Annotated in this window: 19 protein-coding genes; 17 read left to right on the forward strand and 2 right to left on the reverse strand. The window is 56.7% G+C overall.

Going from position 1 to position 21502, the window contains the following annotated elements:
• Positions 1–58: 58 nt before the first annotated feature.
• Entirely contained in the window at positions 59–1018 is a 960-nt protein-coding gene (locus BM317_RS25480) for a sugar phosphate isomerase/epimerase family protein (protein WP_092476734.1), read from the reverse strand.
• Positions 1015–2043: a Gfo/Idh/MocA family oxidoreductase gene (locus BM317_RS25485; RefSeq protein WP_092476736.1), complete on the reverse strand. Its 1029-nt coding sequence runs from the start codon at positions 2041–2043 to the stop codon at positions 1015–1017. Before BM317_RS25485 ends, BM317_RS25480 begins: the two co-directional genes overlap by 4 nt.
• A gap of 340 nt (positions 2044–2383) precedes the next feature.
• Here BM317_RS25485 and BM317_RS25490 point away from each other — a divergent pair, with 340 nt between their 5' ends.
• The 17 genes from BM317_RS25490 to BM317_RS25570 form a co-directional block, all read left to right on the forward strand.
• Positions 2384–3409: a LacI family DNA-binding transcriptional regulator gene (locus BM317_RS25490; RefSeq protein ID WP_092476739.1), complete on the forward strand. Its 1026-nt coding sequence runs from the start codon at positions 2384–2386 to the stop codon at positions 3407–3409.
• A gap of 299 nt (positions 3410–3708) precedes the next feature.
• Positions 3709–5409, forward strand: a complete 1701-nt coding sequence (locus tag BM317_RS25495) for an AMP-binding protein (RefSeq protein ID WP_170866283.1) — start codon at positions 3709–3711, stop codon at positions 5407–5409.
• A gap of 45 nt (positions 5410–5454) precedes the next feature.
• Positions 5455–5721, forward strand: a complete 267-nt coding sequence (locus BM317_RS25500; protein ID WP_170866284.1) for an acyl carrier protein — start codon at positions 5455–5457, stop codon at positions 5719–5721.
• An 11-nt stretch (positions 5722–5732) separates the two neighbouring features.
• Entirely contained in the window at positions 5733–6755 is a 1023-nt protein-coding gene (locus tag BM317_RS25505) for a hypothetical protein (protein WP_092164630.1), read from the forward strand.
• On the forward strand, positions 6740–7780 hold the full coding sequence (locus tag BM317_RS25510) for a fatty acid desaturase family protein (protein WP_139236067.1): 1041 nt from the start codon (positions 6740–6742) through the stop codon (positions 7778–7780). The genes BM317_RS25505 and BM317_RS25510 overlap by 16 nt, the downstream gene beginning before the upstream one ends.
• On the forward strand, positions 7777–10392 hold the full coding sequence (locus BM317_RS25515; protein WP_092164626.1) for an aminotransferase class III-fold pyridoxal phosphate-dependent enzyme: 2616 nt from the start codon (positions 7777–7779) through the stop codon (positions 10390–10392). Before BM317_RS25510 ends, BM317_RS25515 begins: the two co-directional genes overlap by 4 nt.
• Before the next feature lie 14 nt (positions 10393–10406).
• Entirely contained in the window at positions 10407–10859 is a 453-nt protein-coding gene (locus BM317_RS25520) for an SRPBCC family protein (RefSeq protein WP_060742444.1), read from the forward strand.
• On the forward strand, positions 10856–11986 hold the full coding sequence (locus BM317_RS25525) for a hypothetical protein (protein ID WP_092476748.1): 1131 nt from the start codon (positions 10856–10858) through the stop codon (positions 11984–11986). The genes BM317_RS25520 and BM317_RS25525 overlap by 4 nt, the downstream gene beginning before the upstream one ends.
• Positions 11987–12004: 18 nt before the next feature.
• Positions 12005–12691: an ABC transporter ATP-binding protein gene (locus BM317_RS25530; RefSeq protein WP_060742442.1), complete on the forward strand. Its 687-nt coding sequence runs from the start codon at positions 12005–12007 to the stop codon at positions 12689–12691.
• A complete protein-coding gene (locus BM317_RS25535) occupies positions 12688–15048 on the forward strand; it encodes an ABC transporter permease (protein ID WP_092476750.1) in 2361 nt (786 codons plus the stop codon). The genes BM317_RS25530 and BM317_RS25535 overlap by 4 nt, the downstream gene beginning before the upstream one ends.
• Positions 15045–15824 (forward strand): outer membrane lipoprotein-sorting protein, encoded by a 780-nt coding sequence (locus BM317_RS25540; protein ID WP_060742440.1) that lies wholly within the window; start codon positions 15045–15047, stop codon positions 15822–15824. Before BM317_RS25535 ends, BM317_RS25540 begins: the two co-directional genes overlap by 4 nt.
• 16 nt (positions 15825–15840) lie before the next feature.
• The gene (locus BM317_RS25545; protein WP_060742439.1) at positions 15841–16086 is read left to right on the forward strand and encodes an acyl carrier protein; all 246 of its coding nucleotides are present in this window, start codon (positions 15841–15843) and stop codon (positions 16084–16086) included.
• Positions 16087–16094: 8 nt separating this feature from the next.
• A complete protein-coding gene (locus BM317_RS25550; protein ID WP_092476752.1) occupies positions 16095–17312 on the forward strand; it encodes a beta-ketoacyl-[acyl-carrier-protein] synthase family protein in 1218 nt (405 codons plus the stop codon).
• Positions 17309–18280 carry an SDR family NAD(P)-dependent oxidoreductase gene (locus tag BM317_RS25555; RefSeq protein WP_092476754.1) on the forward strand — a complete coding sequence of 324 codons (972 nt, stop codon included), beginning with the start codon at positions 17309–17311 and terminating at the stop codon, positions 18278–18280. Before BM317_RS25550 ends, BM317_RS25555 begins: the two co-directional genes overlap by 4 nt.
• A gap of 11 nt (positions 18281–18291) precedes the next feature.
• Positions 18292–19821, forward strand: a complete 1530-nt coding sequence (locus tag BM317_RS25560) for an acyl-CoA dehydrogenase family protein (protein ID WP_139236068.1) — start codon at positions 18292–18294, stop codon at positions 19819–19821.
• The gene (locus BM317_RS25565) at positions 19818–21053 is read left to right on the forward strand and encodes a hypothetical protein (RefSeq protein ID WP_092476758.1); all 1236 of its coding nucleotides are present in this window, start codon (positions 19818–19820) and stop codon (positions 21051–21053) included. The genes BM317_RS25560 and BM317_RS25565 overlap by 4 nt, the downstream gene beginning before the upstream one ends.
• A 229-nt stretch (positions 21054–21282) precedes the next feature.
• Positions 21283–21502 (forward strand): transposase (locus BM317_RS25570; protein WP_139236069.1); only part of this gene is annotated, 220 nt, incomplete at its 3' end.

The raw sequence follows: 21502 nt of genomic DNA on the forward strand, positions 1-21502 counted from the left end.
TCGCCGTTGCGGTGAGCGTTTCAACATGCAATTACATGGGTTTTTCTCGTGGTGCGATTCAGATGGGTTGGGGTTTGAAATCGCTGGTGGCTACCGGCATGACGCTCTGTAGCAGTCTTACGGACTTTTCCAAACCCTCGAGGCTGTTGAGTAAAACGTCCTCATGCTCGATCGATAGCCAGCCATCGTAGCCAGCCATCTTCAAGCGGTAGCAGAACTGCCGCCACCATTGCTCACCGTGGCCGAATCCAAGCGTGATGTAGGACCAGCTTCGGGATGAGATATCCATCAACGAGCCATTTTCCAGGAGTGAATCCACGGCCTGGACTGGCGCGTTAAGCAAAGTATCTTTGGCGTGCACATGGTAAATGGCGTCGCCCAGCGCTTCGGCGGCTACCAGCGGGTCAGCGCCCATCCAGAACAGATGCGAGGGGTCAAGGTTGGCGCCAATCACCGGTCCGATTGCGTTGCGTAGCTTCAGCAGCGAGCGGACGTTGTAGACGCACTGGTTACCGTGCAATTCCAAAGCGATGCGCTCCACACCATTTTCCTTGGCCAGATCAGCTATCTCGCTCCAGAAGGGCAGCAGGCGTTCTTCCCATTGATAGCGCAGCATTGTCTGGGTTTCGGGAGGCCATGAGGCAACCACCCAGTTCGGCATCTTGTCGCCGGCGTGACCTTCAGGTAAGCCAGACATGGTGCAGACGGTCTTGACTCCCAACTCACCGGCTACGCGTATCGTGTCCTTGAGACACTGGCCTTGTGCAGGCTGCGTGGGATGCAAAGGGTTGCCGTTGGCGTTCAAGGAAATGATTTCCAGGTTGTGTTCCTGGAAGCTGCGTTTGAGGGCTTTGCGTTCATCGGCGCTGGCGAGCATCTGCGCCAAGTCAAAGTGCGGCGCGGTCGACCATCCGCCGGTGTTGATCTCCAGGCCCGGCACTCCCAGCCGTTCAGCCTGCTTGAGCATCTCCCGCAGGGGCAGGTTGCCGAGGCTATCGGTGACGAATCCCAGCTTCATGACGTAGCTCCTTCTCGCGATCGGTAGAGGGGCGGTGCTTCCAGCGTCGGCAGCACTACCCGGCGACGCTGATGGAGTGCCTCGATGCCGGCTTGGGCGACAATGGCTGCGCAATAGCCGTCCCAGGCATTCGCGGCATGGACAGGGAACCTACCTGTGTTGATGAACTCCACGAATGCTTTGTTCTGCAGGCGGTAGGCGTCGGCGAAACGCGGCCGCCAATCGGCCGCGTACCTTTCAAAACCCTGAAGACGGGTGTTGAAGCGAGCATGTACGGGGGTGGCCAGTTGCACGGACCCCAACTCGCCCACCAGCTCGCCACGGACGTCGTACCCGTAATGGGCGTTGTTGTTGATTTCGATGTTCACCAGATGGCCTTCCCGGGTTTCCAGCACCATGAATACCGGGGCGCCGACGCCATCCTTAGACGTGTGGGGGGGTTGGAACACCGAAATGGCAACGTATTCAGTATCGAGCACGTGACGTGCCACATCGAACTCATGCGGCGCGGAGTTACTGATTGCCATTTGCCCGCTGAAGTTGGCGGGGGCTTCTACGTTGCGGTGGAAGTTGTGCATCATCACAGCCCGACCTATCACGCCGTCGCCCAAGGCACTTTTCATTTCCCTGTACGAAGGGTCAAACCGGCGCATGAAGCCCAGTTGCACGAACTGGCGACCCCGGGATGCCTCTTTGTCGATGACCGCCAGGCACTGGTCCGGGCTTTGAGACAACGGCTTTTCACACAGTGCGGGTTTCCCTGCATCAATGGCTGCCATGGTCAGGACCGCATGGGTTTCGTCCGGGCTGGCGATGATGATTGCATCGACATCGGACCTTGAAAGCGTGAACAGTGGGTCAGTGGAAACGTCAGCGGCTCCATAACGGTCAGCTATGAGCTTCGCTCGCTCTGGCGACGCATCACACACCACATGCAAAGTGGCTCCCGGAAGGTCCTGGGCAATGATGCGGGCGTGATCCTCCCCCATAATTCCCGCGCCGATAACGGCGATTCGTATGCTCATATTCAACTACCTATCAATGGGCGAAAGTCATCTACGCAGCGTCGAACGGGCGAGCACGTTGACTGAGAAGGGAGGTGCAAGGCGGGCCACGAGCGGCTTGGCCGTGGCGGTCGAAACCAACCGATGAGGCGAGTTATTCATGGGGCTGTCCTGGCGGTTTGTTGTGTTTGTTATGCCTCGATTATTAGCGCCGAAAAAGCAAGCATCAAGGAGCACCATAAGCGGTTTATGATGTGAAAAACCTCAAATTTAAGAATGCAGTACCCTTTTTAATTGCTCTTGAAGCCGACCATCTGGAATGTTTATATGGTGTAAATAACATCAAAAGAGGGCGTGCCATATGACCACGCAAACATCAGCGCGCTTATGGAAGGGCCCCACCGTTCAACAGGTCGCCAAGGTGGCGAGGGTCGGGCCTGCGACCGTCGATCGTGTGCTGAACAACCGTCCCGGCGTTCGGGAAAACACCCGTCTGAAAGTCCTGGCTGCGCTGGATAAGCTAAGGAAAGACTTGGCTGACGGCATGGCAACGTTACAGATCAAGCTCTTTTGCGATTCGGGCGAAACCTTCAATGCAACGTTGGCCGACGCCGAGGCATTGGTGAACGCTTCGACACCAGGCGTCGTAGTGCATGGCTACTATGAACCGACTAACCAGGTCGATCCCGCCACTTTTGCTGATCAGGTTCAGGCACAGGGCGCCTCGGCGGATGGTGTGATCGTGGTATCGCGTGAGCATCCGGCGATCAATCGCGCGATCCGCAAACTGTGCAGCCTAGGTATACCAGTCGTTTGCCTGACCACCGACCTGCCTAATTCCGGGCGAAGCGCTTATGTAGGCAACGATCAATATGCGGCGGGCAGTGTCGCCGGGCTACTCATAGGTAATGCGTTACCCAGGGAACCGGCAAAAATTCTGTTAGTGACCAGTGTGCCGTTTCGCTGTCAGCAAGAGCGGGAGATGGGGTTTCGCAGGGTGCTCCGTTCCGAGTTTCCGTATCTGAAAGTCGACGAACGAGTGATGTCCGACGATCGCCCTCAGACCACGACTGAACAATTGACGCGTTATTTTTCCAAGCACGACTACCCGGCAGCCATCTACAACGTGGCCGGTGCCAATCGGGGCGTTGCTCAAGCGATAGATACCATTGCGGCTGAGGATCGGCCTATTTTCGTCGGCCATGAGCTTACAGTTCATACGCGGGCGATGCTTGAGTCCGGCGTCATGGATTATGTTATCTCTCATGATTTCGTTGGCGAGACGGCCGCAGCGGTGCGCTGGATACGAGGAGCGATCGAGGGAGCCGCGACAACGCCACCTTCAACACAGATCTTGATTCACACTCGATACAACTGTGGGGCGTAAGGCCACGTTGCGTTCTATCCAGCCGTGTCCCTCGGCAAAACCAAGGATGGAGGCCTGTGTCGGAGTCAGTACCGATCGAGAACGGTGCTCCTTGCCACATTGATGTTCCCGGTTGCGCCACTGATGTCGCGGAAGATTCCGGTAAAAATAAAAAATCTATATAAATCAATATGATGATTTTGATTAGCTAAAAGCTTTACGCTTTCGTCGTTTTATTGGCTGATTAATATCAAAGAGCCATATTGACAGATTGTTGGACAATATTTAGTCTTTGCAGGATGTTTCAAGGACTGAACGCGATGACTAATGGATTAGTTGCACATGCCCGCCTGTGCCTCATAGAAAAATTCCTGTTGTGCCCACCGGACCGTCTCACAACGGTTCTTGATCATGATTCTACCGTTTGCTTGACGCAGTCCGATCTCAAGTCGAAGGTTTATCAGGCGCGTCAGGTACTCCGCCAACGTGCCCTTGAACCGGGGCAGGTCGTAGCGATCTGCATGCCTTCGAGCATGGAGGTGCTGACCGTGGTGCTCGCCGCGTGGGCCGAAAGATTGGCAATCGCGCTTCTGCCGCACGATTTAACTCATACGACAATGCGTGATGGCAGCGGGTTGGCCGCCATGCTGGAGTTGATTGAACCTGCGTTGATAATGACCTGCGGGGCGATAGCGACGAAGTTGCCGGGCTCATGGTCAGACGTCGCCCTGACGGATGACGAGTTGCTCAAGCAGATGAGCGCGATAGCCGATTACGTCGATGAGCCAGCCTTGAGCCGCCCTGAAGACTTGGCGATTTTACAGTTCACATCTGGCAGTACCGGAATGCCTAAAGCGGTGTGCATCAGTCAGTCGATGCTCAGTTCCAATTGTCAGGCAATTGCCGAGCGTGTAAACGTCGACACGACCGACCGGATGGTCAGTTGGTTACCGCTTCACCACGACATGGGGCTTTCCGCATTGACGCTGGCCTGGTGGTGTTCTATCGATCTGGTGCTGATGCCGACTCACGAGTTTTCTCGACAGCCCATGGCTTGGCTGCAGGCACTGTCTCGCTTCAAGGGTACCTTGTCACCGGCGCCAACTTCTGCATTTGCCTTGCTCAGCCGCCTCGCCGGCCGCGTGCGCGAAGGTGAACTGGACTTGTCCCATTGGCGCTATGCCTGGGTGGGTGCCGAGCCAGTGTTTTATGACCACCTCCGTCAGTTTGAAATTGCCTTCGCAGTTCATGGCCTGCAAGTGGGTGTACTGCAACCGGCGTACGGTATGGCGGAAGCAGTGGTTGCGGTTTCACTCAACGCGCCTGGACAAGGTATGCGCGTTCGCTGGTTGGACACTCAGAGCCTGCACAGCTCAATGCTGGTCAAAGAGCAAGCGCCCGGCACTCCCGGCTCTGCACCTTATCTAGGAAATGGCACGGCAGTCGGTGAAACCGAATTTCGAGTCGTAGATGAACACCAGATTTGTTTGACGCAGGGCCAGCTTGGCCGGCTGCAGATCAGGGGCGACAGTATCATTCGCCGTTACTTGAAAATGGATCCGGTGCGACCCCAAGCAAAAGATTGGTATGACACGGGTGATCTGGGCTTTCTGCTGAACGATGAAGTGTTCATTACCGGGCGCAGCAAGGACCTGATTACGCGTGCAGGCGTCAACGTCAATCCGCACATTATTGAATGGGCGCTGGAAAGTGCCTTCAATTTAGCTGCTGGTTCTGTCGCTGCCTTTTCCTGCATCGACATTCAGCGTTCAAAGGAATGCGTTGTAGTGGTCATGGCGAGTAATGCTCTTGGCACTCGGGATCCCGCGGAGTTGCGTCGCGAAGTGGCGCAGATCGTTGTACGCCAAGCCGGCGTCCAGGTGGATGAAGTGCTGCTGATCCGCCGCTCGGAATTCCCTAAAACCACAAGTGGGAAAATCCAGCGTCAGGCATTAAGTCGACTGTATTTGAGTAACCGTTTGAGTTCTGCTGCCGTCAATACTGACCGCGTTTCCGCTTAATCATCTTTTACAACAGCACGGATTGCATACGTGCAAGGAGCACTTGTGTTTGATGTTATTTGCCAGACTATAAAAAGCCTTTCAATACAGGGGATTCTACCGGCTCATTTGAACGGTTCCGCGATAAAGGCTAACGATACGCTGTTGGACTTGGGCTTGGACTCAATGGGGCAACTAACGCTGCTTTCCGAGTTGAAAGGTCGCTTATCGCTGAGCTTGCCTGCCGACCAAGTTGATGCGACGACAACGCTTCATGAGTTGGCGATGATACTTGAGCGTGCTAACACACTCGCGTTTTCCGCAGCGGTATAAAGGGAGCGTCAATGTCCACTAATACGTCTGTAAAAATGCCGTGGTTCGTCAGTGCCAAGGTCGACACGCTGGCTATTCTGGTTGGAGGCCCATTGATTTCGGTCGCGCTGATACTGGCTATTATGCAGGGACCGGCGTTTCTGGTGGGCGCGTTGTTGTTTGCGCTGTTCCTAGATATTCCCCATGTGCTGCATACGCACGTTCGATTGTTCGCTGAGCCGCTGGAGTATCAGCGGCACAAAGTGCAATTCTGGGCGGGATTAGTTGTTATCAGTGTCTTGTGCCTCGCCCTCTACAGCCTGAATGCTTTACCTTGGCTTGTGGCGATCTGGGTTTATTGGCAGCCCTATCATGTGTGTAAACAGCATTTTGGTGTGGCGGCACTTTATGCGAAGAAAGCCGGGTATAAGCATTCCACTTTGCCGATTCGCAACATGGTATTGGCCGGGTTTGCTGCGCCGCTGATTTATCGCATCACTCACGGTGGTTTTCATTTTGGAAACTACGAACTGTTTGAGCAGACGCTGCCGTTTGCGAACATCTCAATTCCAACGCCGGCACTCGCGCCGTTCTGGGCTTGGTTGGCATACGCTGTATTCGCAGGCACGACGCTTCAATTTCTGGTTGCCGAGCGGCGACAGCAGCGTCATCAAGAAGGCTTGCCGCGGTTCGTACTGGTCATGCTGGCGGTTTCGCTGGGGCTGTATAACGCCGCTTACCTGCTGGTGAGCGATCTGTACGCGCTTATTTTGATCGGTACCAGCATCCACGCGCTGCAATACCACTTGGTGTGCACGTCTACCGTAATGGCTGGACTGCGCCGAACGGAAACCCAGCCAGCCGTCACAGGCGCCTTGGGTGTTGCACACGGTTGGGTCAAGCGGATGGGGGCTAAACCGTGGATCTGGTTCAGTACGCTGGGGCTGGCCAGTCTGTTGGTGCTCAGCCTGGAGATGCCTTCCGTAGGGCTGGTACCGCTGATCATCGTTCTGCACCACTTCTACCTGGATGGTGTCATTTGGAAACGTCGGTGAAGCCTGTCGCAAACCTGGACGGGCGTACCTTCGTGGACGAGTTGCGCCCATTGATCGAGGACTTGCGACGCCATCATGTATGGCGCTATCGCTTGGACTTCGGGTTGAGCATCGGATTGTTCTGGGTCGCACTGTCCATGCTGGAAGGCGCCGGTTCTGTGACTTGGTCGTTATGGTATGGCACGGCGGTGTTCACGCTTTACCGGTCGGCCATGTTCATTCATGAGCTGAGCCATATGCCGCGCCGCGCTGTACCCGGGTTCAACCTGATGTGGAACCTGGCGTGTGGTATCCCACTGCTGTTGCCATCGTTTTTGTATTTGAGCCATATCGACCACCATACCCTCGGGCGCTACGGCACTCGCCAGGATCCAGAGTACCTGCCCTTTGAGCAGCAGTTTGGCCGCAGTGTGATCACCTTATTGGTCGGTACGCTTTTTACGCCGCTATTGCTGTTGGTCCGTTTTGCAGTACTTGGCCCGGCCTCTTGGTGCATTGCGCCGCTGCGTCGACGGGTCATCGAGCGATACAGTGCGGTCACCTTACATGCCGCCTACCGAAACACGGCGACGCGTTTTCGCAGCGCGCGCGGCTACAACTACCTGCTGGAGATAGCGACCAGCCTTTATGCGTGGGGGCTGATCGCAGCAGCAGGCTCAGAGATGTTGCCGTGGTCGCGTGTCGGCCTGTTCCTTGCCGTCATTTATGGTGTGTTGTTCATCAACATGTTCCGTACATGCCTGGCGCATCGGTATGCATCCAGCGGTGAACCGGTATCACTTCAATGGCAATTGGCCGATTCGTCGACCCATGATCGCCAGGGAAGTTGGCTGGAACTGCTTGAGCCCCTGAGCCAACGCTATCACGCCATGCATCATCTTTTTCCGGCATTGCCCTATCACTCTTTGAGACCCGCCCATGAACGAATCATGGTGGCCGAGGGTGTGGCGGCGGATCTTTATCGACAGACAGCGGGTCGGCTATCGCCCGTTTCGTCACCCTACAGCACAGAGAATCTTTCATGAGCCGTTGGCAGCAAATCAGTCCATTTGAGCAGCATGTGAATCCTGCGGTCGGCGAATTGATTCGTCGGGTAGGGCTCGACAAAACGTTTGTACGCGGCGAGGGCTGCTACCTCTATGACGCACAAGGACGGGCTTACCTGGATTTTCTCGGTGCGTACGGTGCGCTGCCATTCGGCCATAGTCCGGACGCGTTGCTGGCCGAACTGGCCAGCTTTCAACTGAGTCGGGAACCGATCTTTGTGCAGCCATCCTCCCTGGCGGCAAGTGGGTTGCTGGCACAACGACTATTAGCAATCGCGCCAGGCGATTACCGAAGCGTGACCTTTCAAAACAGTGGCGCCGAAACGGTAGAGGCGGCACTTAAAGCCTGCCTTATCAAGACAGGCCGCAAGCGCATTTTGTCGACCCACCAGAGTTTCCATGGCAAGACGCTCGGAGCGCTCTCAGCGACAGGCTCGGATAAATATCAGGAAGGTTTCCAAGCGCCGTTGCCTGGTTTTGATTTTGTTGACTATGGCGACATTCAGGCCCTTGAAGACCAATTACAGCGCCACCCTGACGCCTACGCTGCAGTAATCATTGAACCGGTACAGGGCGAGGGTGGAATCAATCTGCCGCCGCCCGAGTACTTGCAGCAAATCAGGGCCGCCTGTGATCGCAGCGGCACCCTGTTGATTATCGATGAGGTTCAAACCGGACTGGGACGCACCGGGCAGATGTTCGCCAGTGCGGGGGTGCAAGCGGACTGCCTGCTGCTGGCGAAAGCCCTGGGCGGCGGGGTCATGCCGATCGGTGCCTGCCTGATCAGCAAGAACGCGTACAGCGAAGACTTCCAGAACAAGCACTCATCTACTTTCGGCGGGAACACACTGGCCTGTCGCATCGGGCTGAAAGTGCTGGATCTACTGGACGAACGTCAAGACCTGCTGGACAGCGTGCGAGATAACGGACGCTACCTGCTGGAACAGCTCAACGAGCTGGCGGCAAGACACGCCTCGTTCATCAAGGAAGTACGCGGTGCGGGCTACCTGATCGGCATCGAGTTTGATCTTGATCGCAGTCACTATCCGCAATTCTACGGCGGCTTCACCGGCATCATGGGGGAGCAGGAAAGCCTTGTTCCCATTCTCGCAAGCTACCTGCTCAATGTTGAAGGTGTACGCGTTGCACCGACCCTCAACGGCGCGAACGTGATGCGTGTCGAGCCTCCGCTCATTGCCGGGCGAGCCGAGTGTGAAGTGTTTATCCAGGCGCTGGCTCGCACGCTGCAATGGGTGGAGGAGGGGCGTACGGGCACATTACTTGCGCATCTGCTTGATGCTCAGCCCTGCTCGTCGGGACCACCGCCAGCGCCGCTGCATCAGATCAGCTTTACCGAGGCAGTGCCTGATAACCATTTTGCATTTGTTCTGCATCCCCTGGAGCTCTCGAACTATGCCGAATTCGATGAAAGCCTGAGTCATTATTCTCAACAGTCGTTGCGCATGCTTGAAGAGCGCTTGAATCCGTTGATGGACCCATTTTTCGTCTCTACGGTGGAGCTTACATCGCCTGCCACCGGTCGCAGAGTGACCGGTGATCTGATCATGGTGCCACGCTCCGCGGCGCAGTTTGCGGCGATGCCCGTTGAGGAATCCTGTGAACTGATCGGCCAGGCCATCGACATGGCCAAGCAACGCGGTGCAACGTTGGTCGGGCTAGGAGGGCATACCTCAATCGTGACCGGTGGTGGCTTGCGTTTGTTGGATAAAGGCGTGGCCCTGACGACGGGTAACAGTTACACGCTGCTTACAGCGGTCGAGGCATCGTGCCGCGCAGTTGAAATGACAGGGCGCCGTATGCAGGACATGCGCGTTGCGGTTATTGGTGCCACCGGAAGCATAGGCTCGGCCATCGCGCGGTTGATTGCGATGCAGGCCGGACAGGTCACTCTGGTGGGTAACCCGATGAGTGCACGGTTCAACACGCCGCGCTTTGCCTCTGTCATTACTCAGTTGGTGAACTTCTGCACGCAGGGCGTGCCGGCGCCCGGCAGCGTACTTGCCGGAATCGCTGAGCGTTTGAACGAACACGATAGCGCGGATCTCGCAGCCTTGTTGGTGACTGAAAACGGTGAGCGTACCGCGCTGCGCTGGAGTAACGACATCAACCTTTCGTTGGCCGACGCTGACTTGGTACTGATTGCGACTAACAGCGCCGAGCGTTTTATCAGCGCCGACGACATCGCCGAAGGTGCCATCCTGTGTGACATCTCCCGACCTGCCAATGTCAGCCAGGATATCTCAAGTCGCCGGCCGGACGTGCTGGTGCTTGACGGTGGCATTGTCGAAATGCCCGGAGAAGCACGCTTGGGTTCACGTTACGGTATCCCGCAAGACCTCGCATACGCCTGCATGGCCGAAACCATGATGCTCGCCCTCGAAGGTATTTCCTGCCACACGAGCCTTGGTCTGGACCTCAGCAATGATGACCTTGAATTGGTTCAATCGTTGTCCGTGCGCCACGGTTTCATGCTGGCTGGATTTCGCAGTTTTGATAAAGCCCTCGATCCCGATCAGTGGCGCAGATACGCCGAACGATTCAGCACCGCTACCGCTGTCGAAACCATCTAAGAGAGGATCCGAGTATGCCCGTATTGGAAAAAACCACCCTCATCAAGGGGCGTAGCTGTGCCGAGGTATTCGACTTCTGCATGGAAGGTGTGAACTTCCCGAAGATCTTCCCTGAGCGCGTTACCCCACTTGGAAACATAGATATTGCTGACCTGCGGATCGAGCAAGGGCGTCAATTCCGTTTCCGGCATTGGATGTTCGGGTTTATCCCTGCCAATTGGACCGTTGGCATCCGCGAAGTCAAAGACAACGAGTATTTCATTGATGAAATGATCAAGGGGCCCCTGAGTGCGTTCCGGCATGAGCATCGCGTTGAATCCGCTGCCGGGGGGACGCTGTATACGGATCGAGTGACTTATCACGCAATAGGCGGTGCGTTGTTTGAGTGGTTATTTGTCGACGCCTATATGGACCGGATATTTGAAGCACGTCACCGCAACATGCAACAGCTTTTGGACCTCTCATGATTACTGTCGAAGCAGTGGATACGGCAAAGCGGTTAAGGCAGTTTATCGACCTGCCTTTTCGTCTGTACGCCGACGACCAGCACTGGGTTGCGCCCTTACGCAGCGACATGAAACGGATATTGTCACCACGACATAACCCCTTCTTTCGCGAAGCGCAGATTGAGCATTTTCTGGCGCTGGATGATCAAGGTCAGGCCCAGGGTCGAGTCAGCGTATGTATTCACGCGGCATACAACCTGCGCTTTGGTCATGAGCACGTTTTTTTCGGTTTTTTTGAAGTCGCGTCAGACCCCGCCGTCACGCGGGCATTATTCGATGCGGTAGGTAAATGGGCGAGAGCGCGTGGCAAATCGAGGTTACTGGGGCCTTACAGTTATACCTCGACACAGGATGCTGCGTTGTTACTCGAGAACATCGACGGCCGGCCTCCCACGTTGCTGCAAACCTATAACCCGCTTTGGTACGCCGACGCTCTCAAGCAGGCGGGTTTCGATCTGGCTTTCACCTTCAGCACGTATGGGGTTGACGTGGAGCAGTACCGTGCGCGACGCAAGGCCAGCCGCAGTGAAAAAGTATTGCCAGGTAGCCAGTTCAGTGTGCGCAGTGCTACGCGGGCTGACTTGCGTTCGAATCTGGAGGAGATCCGCTGTTTGTTCAACAGTGCATTTGCCGAGAACTATGAGGTCGCGCCGATCTCCAAGGCCAGTTTCAAATTCCAGATCGATAGTGTGAAGACGTTTATCGATCTGGAAGGCATCAAGCTTATTGAGTTGGACGGCCAGGCCGTAGCATTTTTCCTGATTTTGCCGGACCTCAACCAGATCTTGAGTCGGCTCAAGGGGCATTTCGGTCTGTTCGACCTGTTCAAGCTAAATCGTTACAAGCGCGGCGTCACCGGTGGTGTCATCGCACTTATCGGTGCCGACCCATCTGTCCAGGGAAGTGGTCTAGGCCGGTTGATCGGCGATGAGATCGTGCGTTACGCCGAACCGCGCTTTCAACGTGTTGACACCATGTGGATCGACGACCGCAATCCTTCCAGCTACGTACTTGCACGTAATGTCGGAATGCGTCGGACCAAGCGCTACGGTGTTTTCGGACTCAATCTAGACCAAACCCCGGGTTGAACTGGAGCTGTAATCGAAATGGATAACCCCTTGATTTCTCTTGTGGGACTGAAAAAATTCTACCCCAGCGGCGACGGGCGCAGTTTAGTGCTCAATGACATCAACCTGACGATACCTCGCGCCAGCATGACGGTGATCAGAGGTGTATCAGGCTCGGGCAAAACCACGCTGCTCAACGTGCTGGGCGGTTTGGATCGTGTGGATGAGGGACTGGTCCAGGTCGCAGACGCACGCCTGAACGCCATGGACTTCAAGGCATTGACGCGTTTCAGGGCGGAGCGGGTAGGGTTCATCTTCCAGTTTCACAACTTGATCCCGACGTTGACAGTGAAGGAAAACGTGCTGACTGGGCTTGAACCGATCCGCTCAGTCACTTTGCAGGATCATGCGCGCGCGCAGGAATATTTGCGCAAAGTCGGTCTGCACGAACACGCCGAAAAATTCCCTTCAAAACTCTCCGGGGGCCAGCAACAGCGGGTCGCTATTGCGCGAGCGCTTATCAAGGAACCTCAGTTGATTCTCGCGGACGAGCCCACCGGCAGTCTTGACGAAGAGACAGGCATGCGTGTTTTCGAACTGCTGCGTCAGATGCAGGAAGAGAAGCAGGTCACGGTGGTCATCGTCACGCACAACCCCGCACTTGGGCAGCACGCCGATGACGTCTACGAGATGCGCTCCGGCAACCTGCACAGGGCCGAACCATGAACATGCTGATGCGGCATGTGCTTCGCTCGGTTCTGGTCATTCGCTATCGCTTGCTGACCATCGCACTGATCTGTGCCTCGACCTTTGGTGTGCTGGTGGGTGCCTATTCGGCGATCGACAGTCTGTTCGATACGGTGGAGGACATTCAGTCCCACGCATCGATGGCCGATCTGGAAGTCATCTTTGCGCCGGACGATCTGATCAACCTCCCGGCATTTGATGACATTGCCGGCGTAACCGCGACCCATCACCGCTTACTGATGCCAGGGTTGGCGCCTTTGGGCGGTAATCAGCCGGTCGCAGGATTGATGGTGAGTGCCGACGCAGCGGATTTCTCGGCGGTCAATCGACTGAAGGTCTTGCAAGGTCGCCTGCCGAATGCAGCGGATGTTGCAGGGATTGCCCTTGAGCGTAACTGTGCGAAATTCCATGGGAAGGGCGTGGGTGACCGTTTTGATTTTATTGCCGGCTCTGCCAGGTATCCGGTGGAGGTTATCGGCATCGTTGAAAGCCCGGAGTATCTGGTCGCGCCGCTGAACCCCAGTGTGTACGTGCCCAGCAACGGCTCCCTGTGTGTGTTGTTTGCTGACCAGGGGCTCATGCGCCAGCAGTTGGGTTTTTCAGCCAGCAACAGCTTGTTGTTCAGCGTGTCGCCGCATGCGTCGATGAATGAGGTCAAGCAGCGCATTACCGCGCGAGCGCAGTCGCGTCTGGCCGTCGATTACGTGCTGCCGCGCCAGGAGCAGTTCAGCCAAAAGTTCCTCGAGTTGGACCTCAATACCTTCAAGGTTTTCCTGCCTACGGTTGTGCTGATTTTTGCGCTGTCATCGACCCTGGTGGTGTTTTTCCTCATGTTCCAATGGGCCAAGGAAGAACGCCCATTGATCGCGATGTTTCTCACGCTGGGCTATACGCGTCGACAGGTCGTTTGCGCTTACAGCCTGCCTGCGCTGATGCTGATTGTGCTCGCTTTGGTGCTGGGTTGCGGCCTGGCGCTGTTTGATATGTATGCATTCGGCTGGAACTATGCACGCGCCATCGGCATGCCCGAGCCACAGTTGATGTTCAAGCCAGCTTATCTATGGCGAGCCGGATTATTGTTGTGCTGCACCGTCGCCCTGGGCATGTACTTGCCGATGCGCTCGATCATTCGCATCACGCCGATGGACGCCCTGCGTGACGTTGGCGCAGGTCAGGAGCAAGCGTTTGCGCTGCGCATGGTCGCCTGTCTGCGTCATATCGGAGGACCGTTCTGGTTTCGTTATTCGTTGCGCAACTTGCTGCGCAGCTGGCGCATCAGCCTGGTCACGGTGCTGGCAATGTCGGCGAGTATCGCAATCACCATTGCCTTCTATATTTCCCTGACGTCCATGGAGCGAACCGCGATCAGCAACGTGGAGCGCGACAACTGGAGTCGCGTGGTCGATCTGGATGTGCCCTGGTGGGATGAAGATATCGGCCGTCTCGAAGGCCTGGCGTCAGGCAGTCGCTGGTCGACGTTCGTCAAGGGCGGGGCGCAGGTTCTGGGCGAAGGGCAGCTGGATAACGCCAGTCTCCTGGGTATCGAGCCGGCAGACAGCGTGCGTCACGTAAACCTGATGGAAGGCCGGATGTTGTTGGACGGCGATCTTGACGCGCTGGTTATTGAACGCCGCATCGCCATCTCCCATGACGTCCACCCAGGTGACCGTTTGAATCTAAAAGTGCGAGGAAACGTCTATCCGGCCAAGGTCGTCGGGGTGTTTTCCGGGGCGCTGCCGGGTGAAGTGATTACGACGCGCCGCTTCGCTCAGCAAATGCTGTCACTGGATGAGCAGTTTACCGGCGCGTACCTGGTGGATGCGGGGAGCAGTGGCCTGGACGATGCGAGAATCTATGAGTTGGCAGGCGTGGTACGGGTTACGTCCAAGCAGAACATAGTCGCCTCCATCCTGGAGATCAGTTCGCATATCTGGGTGATCATTCACATCTCGGCGTTGATGAGTATTGCGATTGCACTGCTGTTTGCGGTGACCAGCATGAACTTCAGCATCGTGGGGCGTCGCGGCGAATATGGCGTGTTGAGAATTCTCGGTTTCAGCGACCGAAGTGTGTCGCTCATCATGCTTTGCGAAACCTTCAGCGTTGCGCTGCTTGCTGGCGTGGTGTCCATCCCCCTGGGCTATGGTCTCGGAGGCGTCCTCAATCATCGCCTGACGGACGTCTGGTTCAAGATCAATACCGACCCCGCCTTCAGTGATTTCTGGAGAGTCATCCTGCCCGCCTTGGTGATTATTCCATTCGCAGCAATGCCTGCCATTCGTCATGTATTGCGTATTCCCGCGGTAGACACGCTCAAGCTCAGGAATTTTGGATGAACAGCAAACTGCTAACTGCCTTGCCTCTTTTAATGCTTTGCACATGGCCAGCCTTCGCCGACGATGCGCTGGCGGTCATGCAGGATTCTGATCGCCGTATGAAGGCACAGGACGAAAAAGTCGACTATCGCATGGAGCTGTTCGAGGGCGAGCGGCTGACCTTTACACGCCAACTGAGTCGCTTGGACAAGCGTATGAGCGACCGCATGGGCACCCTGGTACGGTTCACCGCGCCCGCGGCCGTCAAGAATGTTGCGCTGTTAATCGAGGACAGTGGAAAAGCCGCGAACGACATCTGGTCTTATACCCCTTCGACCAAAAGTCTGAGACGACTGGCCGGTTCTCAAAAGCAGAACTGGTTCATGGGTACAGACTTCACCTATGAAGACTTTGAGGACTACAAGCTGCTGAACTACACGTTCACCAGCCTCGCGACCTCCCAGCCCTGCCTCAGTTGGCCGGCATGCCGGCAGATTGAAGCGAAGGCGCGTAGCGAAGAGGCAGATATTTCCGGCTATTCACGCAAGGTCTATTACCTGGAAGAGAAGAGCCGTTACCCGGTGCAGGTGGATTACTTTGACCGCCAGGGGGTGCTGGTCAAACAGCTTAAAAGCGACGGCTTGCAAGTTGTCGACGGATTCAGCAGGCCTACGGCCCAGACCATGCACAATCTGGCAGCCAATAAGAGCACGCGGATGATTGTCGAGAAAGTGAGCATCAACCCTGGCATCTCGGATGCTGAATTCACTCAACGTGCCTTGCGCACTGAACACTGATCCCGAGAGTCCCCGTATGTCGACTGAATCGCTGCAAACCCTGGTGCTGGAGTTGCTCGCCAGCACGCTGGAACTGGATATCACTGAGCTGGATACGCAACTGAGCATCGAAGAGCTGGGGCTCGACTCGCTGGACGTACTGAAGCTCACCTACGCAATTGAAAAGCGATTCGCTGTCAATTTATCAGCGTACAGCCATACCGATATCAGCTCCGTGTCTCGCCTGGTGGAAATACTTGCTGAACGGCTGGCCTCCAAGTGAGCGGTTTCATGAACACAGTTGTCATCACCGGAGCGGGGTGTGTGTCACCGTTTGGTGTGGGTCGAGCGCGTCTTTGGGAGGGGTTGGCCACAGGACAATGTGCGATCGCACCAGTGCCTCGTTTGATCGACGTTGTCGGCGGAACATGTAACGCGGGGGCGTTGCCGGGGGATGCACTTGATGGCCTGTTCACGGCCAATGAGTTGTTACTGTTAGACCGCGCGAGCCAGTTTGCACTGCTGTCGGCGGCAGAGGCGCTGGCCATGGCCGGTCTCAACCCGGCAACGGTTGACCCCTACAGGTGCGCGGTCTACATGGGCACCGCCGTGGGTGGCAGCGAGTCGTTGCACAGCGCCTATCTGGATCTCTATCAGGCCGGCAGCGCTACACTCGCGCCGTGGACGGTGCCCCGGGTCATGGCGAATGCCGCAGCCAGTCACATAAGCCTGAAATACGGTTTCAAGGGCCCGGCGCTCACCGTCAGCACCGCGTGTGCCTCTTCCACACAGGCGATTGGCGAGGCTTATCGGTTGTTGCGATGCGGTGATGCAGACCTGGTGATGGCAGGTGGCACTGACGCATGTCTTAACGCACTGGTCTGGAAAGCGTGGGAGGCGTTGCGAGCCATGGCCCCCGATACCTGCCGGCCATTTTCCGTTGGCCGGCGTGGCATGGTGCTGGGCGAGGGGGGCGGTGTATTGGTTCTGGAGACCCTGGCGCATGCCCGAGCGCGCGGCGCACCGATACTGGCTCACGTGTTGGGGTATGGGGTCAACAGTGACGCTGGCGACCTACTCAAGCCATCCGTGGAAGGCCCTGCTCAGGCCATGCGCCAGGCCATTGCCGACAGTTGCTTGCCCGTCGAGGCATTCAGTTACATCAACGCCCATGGCACCGGCACTTTACTCAATGACCGGTGCGAAACGGCGGCGATCAAACAAGTATTCGGCGCTCATGCGCCTTCGCTGGGCGTGTCATCCGTCAAGTCCTCGATAGGTCATCTGATGGGCGCTGCGGGCGTGGTCGAGTTGATTGGGGGGCTTATGAGCTCGACACACAATCAGATTCCCGGAACCCTCAATTACCTGGGGCAGGATGCCGAGTGCGACTTGGACTATGTGACTGGGGGCGCGCGCGAGGCCAATGTGAAAGCGTGGCTGAAAAACTCCTTCGCGTTTGGTGGCCTTAATGTTTCCTTGGCTCTGGCTGCGCAGGGCGCTCAATGATTCTGGTCACCGGCGCCAGTGGATGCCTGGGCAGTCATATCGTGCGGGAGCTGCTGGAACAGGGTGAGAACGTGGCAGTGCTGGTCTTGCCGAACGATCCAGCCGCAGCGTTGCAGAGCCTGCGCGAAGGTTTGGTCTGGCGCGAAGGCGATCTTCTGGATCCCGCCAGCCTAGGGGCCGCGCTTGAAGGCGTCACACAGATCTACCATGCCGCCGGTTTGGCGCTGCCTTACGAGTGCGAGCGCAAGCGTATGTTTGCGGTCAACGTGCAGGGCACGGTGAATTTGCTGCGGGCCGCTCGCGACGCGGGGGTCGAGCGCATCTTGCACGTATCGTCCATCGCTGCCGTTGGCTATCCGGCCGAGGAAGCGGACGAGTCAATGATCTATAACGGCGATGCATTTCGGCTGGCCTATATGCACAGCAAGCGTGATGCAGAAGATCAGGTCCGTGGTTTCTGTGCGTCGGGCATGGATATTGTCATTGCGTGTCCCTCTGCGGTCATCGCCTCCAACTGCGATGTGCTGCATGGATGGGGCAAGGTCATGCTTGATCTGCAGCTTCGACGCCTGCCGTTTATCCCACCCGGCGGCATTGCGGTCATCGGCGCGCAAGATCTGGTGAGGGGGCTGCTGGCCGTCATGGCCAAAGGCAAGAGCGGGGAGCGATATATCCTGAATGCTCATAACGTCAGCTATCTCGAATTATTCACCTGCATGGCCGCTGCGATGGCCGTCGAAGCACCGCGTTGGCAGCCTCGTACATTGGGATGGATCGTCGCCCTTTTGCGGCCGTTGGACGTATTGCTCACGAGAATACCCCTTAGGCTCTCGGCCGATGTCGTTGCGTTGCTGGGCAGGCAGGTTCATTACCGAAGTGACAAGGCTCGTCGGCAATTAGGCTTCGCGCCGACACAATCACTGGAGCATATGGTCCATGAGGCTGCAAGCTGGTTGACGAGTCGATAGGAGATTAGTCGTTGAATGCATGGATGATGCTTGATCCTCAAGCACGGCAGGACACGCCTGCTGTGACTGAGTTGAATGCATGGTTGCAGGACTGGGCGAAACGCCTGGACTTTCGCCTCATGGATGAGCGCCGTTGCCTGCCGCCGCACTTGGTGCTGGCAGTCGGGAACCGGGGTTTACTGGGAATGCAGGTGCCCGCCGACTATGGCGGCCGGTTGTGCTTGTCCAACTTCGAATTGCTGCGAGTACAGCGTCAATTGGGCGCCATTGATCTGACCTTGGCTTTTTTTATCGGTCTCAACAACGGGTTGGGTATCCGTCCTATTCAACGCTTCGCGGCGCCAGCCATCAAAGAGCGGTACCTGCCGCAACTGGCGAATGGTCGAATGCTCGCCGCGTTTGCGTTGACTGAACGGGTGGCGGGCTCCAACCCGCTGGGCATGGCGGCCTGCGCGCAACGTGAAGGCAATGTGTTCAGGCTTGATGGGACTAAGTCCTGGTCAGGTTCGGCTGCATGGGCGGGCGTCATTTCGGTATTCGCCCGGCATATTGATGACCAGGGGCGTGAGCTCGGCTATCTGGGACTCTGTGTAGATGCAGAGCAACAAGGTATGCGCCAGGGTAGCGAAGCGATGACGCTTGGCCTCAAAGGCATGGTGCAGAACCAACTGCATTTTGAAGCTGCGCTGGTCAACCAGGACCGAGTCCTGGGAAGTGCCTATGCAGGCCTGGCTGTGGCCAGCGACACGATGGCGTTCGGCCGGCTGGGAATTGCCGCTACCTGTGTCGGTGGGTTATGGCGGTGTGTTCAGTTGATGATCCGCTATAGCACCCGACGTAGCCTGGGCGGTCACCGTCTTTGGGATCATGAGCATACTCAACGTGTGGTTGATGACGCGCTCTGTGCAGCGACTGCAATTGGTAATTGGGTCGATGACCTGGCGCTACGACTGGATCAGGGCTTACCTGATGCTCCCCCCGAGGTCCTGGCAGCGACGAAGTGGTTGGCCAGCGAGGTGCTTGGGGAGGTCAGTGATAGCGCGCTGCAGATGCTAGGGGCTCGCGGCTATTGCGATAACAATCCCATTGGACAACTCTGGCGCGACGCTCGTATTACGCGTTTATTCGAAGGGCCTTCGGAAACGCTGGCGGCTTTCATCGGCCAGCGCGTGCTGGAACAACCCCACACGGTCATCGCCTACCTTGACCAGACTGCCCATGGCGAAATTACCCGAGCACGAATCCTGGAGTGGACCGACGAAGAGGTGTCCGCCTCGCGTTTATCTGCGGGTACGCTCAGGTTGGGGGAATGTGCTGCCTGGTTGATGCTCTCGTCGCAACCGCTGGATGAATTCTGTCGCCGTTGGGTGGGCTATCGACTGGAGAGGGCGCTGCACGCGTGGGAAAGAACACGTTTGCCTATCAGACAAACGAATTACTCAAGCGATTGGGCAACGATTGATGCAGGTCTTCAGGATTGCATCCAGCCCGGTGAAGAGCGCGAGATCGACCCTTTGCTTGCCTCACAGGTGAGCCTATGAACGTACCGGCAGTGAAGGTTGGCTTTGCATTAGCGATACTGAGTAATGTCTGTTACGGCGCCGCTCTCGACGCACTCGATTTCAACGGTCGTCTGGAAACCCGACAAGCGTTGACCCGCGAAGGCGAGTGGGGGCTCAACGAGTACTCCGCATTGTTGGGGGGGAGCTGGCAGGATGCATCGGGCTGGCGCTACAAGTTGCAAGTCAGGGCTTTGCAGGAAAATAAACTGGACGGCGACTATCACGAAGTCGAGCCCCGTGAACTCTTCGCTGAATACCAAGGCGAACGATGTACCTCCACGCTGGGGATACAACAAGTCGTCTGGGGCAGCGCTGACCGGCTCAGGGTCCTGGACGTGATCCATGCGTTTGACCGTCGCGAAGGCTATTTCGGCGACTATGTCCAGCAACGACGCCCATTGGCCATGCTCAACAGTGAATGCTCGGTATTCCAGGATCAATCCTTACAGCTGCTGTTGATCCCCCAGACGCGTACGGACCTCCTTCCCGATAGCGGTGCCCGTTTTGCTGAAACCAGGGTCAGCGATTATTTGGGCAATATCCCTCAAACCGAAGCGGATGGTCCGGATTGGCGTAAACCCTCCGACTGGACACCCGCCTTGCGTTGGAGCGGCAACGTCCATGGGGTGGACTACTCCCTGAATGGCTGGCACGGCTGGCAGACTGAAGAGACCTACTCCGCCCGGCTGACACCCGCTGGTCTGAGTTATCGAGAAGCACTGAAGCGTCGCACACTGCTTGGTGGCTCATTCGCGATGCCGATAGGGCCGGTGGTGTTCAAGGGGGAAGCGGCCTTCGTACCTGATGCCTATCGTTACTCCCAGGCACAAACCGGCATCGTTGAGCTGAAGAAGAACCGTGAGAAGCAATTGCTGCTGGGCGTGGATTACTTGAGTGGGGACTGGTTCTTCGGCATGCAGTACTACAACGTCTGGAAGGATGCCGTGGCGCGTGCCGTCGATCAGGATCGCACGCAAATGATCAGCTTGGCGGTACGTCGCGAGCTGTGGCAGGGCCGGCTTTACCTCACCGCTTACGTTGCACAGGACCTGCGCCTGGATGCGCAATATGCTTCTTTGGAAATGCGGTACGACGTTGATGCTCACTGGCAGCTACGTACGGGGGTGGACATATTCGAGGGAAGTCAGCGCAGCTTCGGTTATTTTGATGAACAAAGCCGGTGGATCAATGCTGTGCGTTATTCCTTTTAGCGTGGGCATGCGCTGCGTTAATGTCATTTTTGCGGGCGATGGCGACTCAGTCAAAGGGGGACGTGTTGAGAATAGGGAGGCATTTCCTTTACTAGAGATTCTCAGGGTCGCCGAAAAACATTTTGACTGGGCTCTAGGTTCTGTACGAAATCCCGAGAAACCCAATTGCCGCCCCTCAAACGCTGAGATTTTGTAGAGTCCTCCGCCATCGACGGAAAGGAATTCTGTGATGGCAAAGCGTTACGAACTCTCGGATGAGGACTGGGGTGTGGTCTCCGACCTCTTCATCGAAACTCATGGCCGAGGGCGGCCGCGCCTGAGCGACCGCCTGATGCTCGATGGTGTGCTCTGGGTGCTTTGCTCGGGTGCTGCGTGGCGAGACATGCCGGAGCGCTTCGGCCCATGGTCAACGGTGTATCAACGGTTTCGCGGCTGGCGAAATCAGGGAA

It is taken from the genome of Pseudomonas sp. NFACC24-1 (genome assembly GCF_900115235.1).
Classification (GTDB): domain Bacteria; phylum Pseudomonadota; class Gammaproteobacteria; order Pseudomonadales; family Pseudomonadaceae; genus Aquipseudomonas; species Aquipseudomonas fluorescens_AA.

Coding starts and splice junctions, on each gene's coding strand:
- BM317_RS25480 (WP_092476734.1), bottom strand. CDS start 1,018: ATGAAGCTGGGATTCGTCACCGATAGCCTCGGCAACCTGCCCCTGCGG.
- BM317_RS25485 (WP_092476736.1), bottom strand. CDS start 2,043: ATGAGCATACGAATCGCCGTTATCGGCGCGGGAATTATGGGGGAGGAT.
- BM317_RS25490 (WP_092476739.1), top strand. CDS start 2,384: ATGACCACGCAAACATCAGCGCGCTTATGGAAGGGCCCCACCGTTCAA.
- BM317_RS25495 (WP_170866283.1), top strand. CDS start 3,709: ATGACTAATGGATTAGTTGCACATGCCCGCCTGTGCCTCATAGAAAAA.
- BM317_RS25505 (WP_092164630.1), top strand. CDS start 5,733: ATGTCCACTAATACGTCTGTAAAAATGCCGTGGTTCGTCAGTGCCAAG.
- BM317_RS25515 (WP_092164626.1), top strand. CDS start 7,777: ATGAGCCGTTGGCAGCAAATCAGTCCATTTGAGCAGCATGTGAATCCT.
- BM317_RS25520 (WP_060742444.1), top strand. CDS start 10,407: ATGCCCGTATTGGAAAAAACCACCCTCATCAAGGGGCGTAGCTGTGCC.
- BM317_RS25525 (WP_092476748.1), top strand. CDS start 10,856: ATGATTACTGTCGAAGCAGTGGATACGGCAAAGCGGTTAAGGCAGTTT.
- BM317_RS25530 (WP_060742442.1), top strand. CDS start 12,005: ATGGATAACCCCTTGATTTCTCTTGTGGGACTGAAAAAATTCTACCCC.
- BM317_RS25535 (WP_092476750.1), top strand. CDS start 12,688: ATGAACATGCTGATGCGGCATGTGCTTCGCTCGGTTCTGGTCATTCGC.
- BM317_RS25540 (WP_060742440.1), top strand. CDS start 15,045: ATGAACAGCAAACTGCTAACTGCCTTGCCTCTTTTAATGCTTTGCACA.
- BM317_RS25545 (WP_060742439.1), top strand. CDS start 15,841: ATGTCGACTGAATCGCTGCAAACCCTGGTGCTGGAGTTGCTCGCCAGC.
- BM317_RS25550 (WP_092476752.1), top strand. CDS start 16,095: ATGAACACAGTTGTCATCACCGGAGCGGGGTGTGTGTCACCGTTTGGT.
- BM317_RS25555 (WP_092476754.1), top strand. CDS start 17,309: ATGATTCTGGTCACCGGCGCCAGTGGATGCCTGGGCAGTCATATCGTG.
- BM317_RS25565 (WP_092476758.1), top strand. CDS start 19,818: ATGAACGTACCGGCAGTGAAGGTTGGCTTTGCATTAGCGATACTGAGT.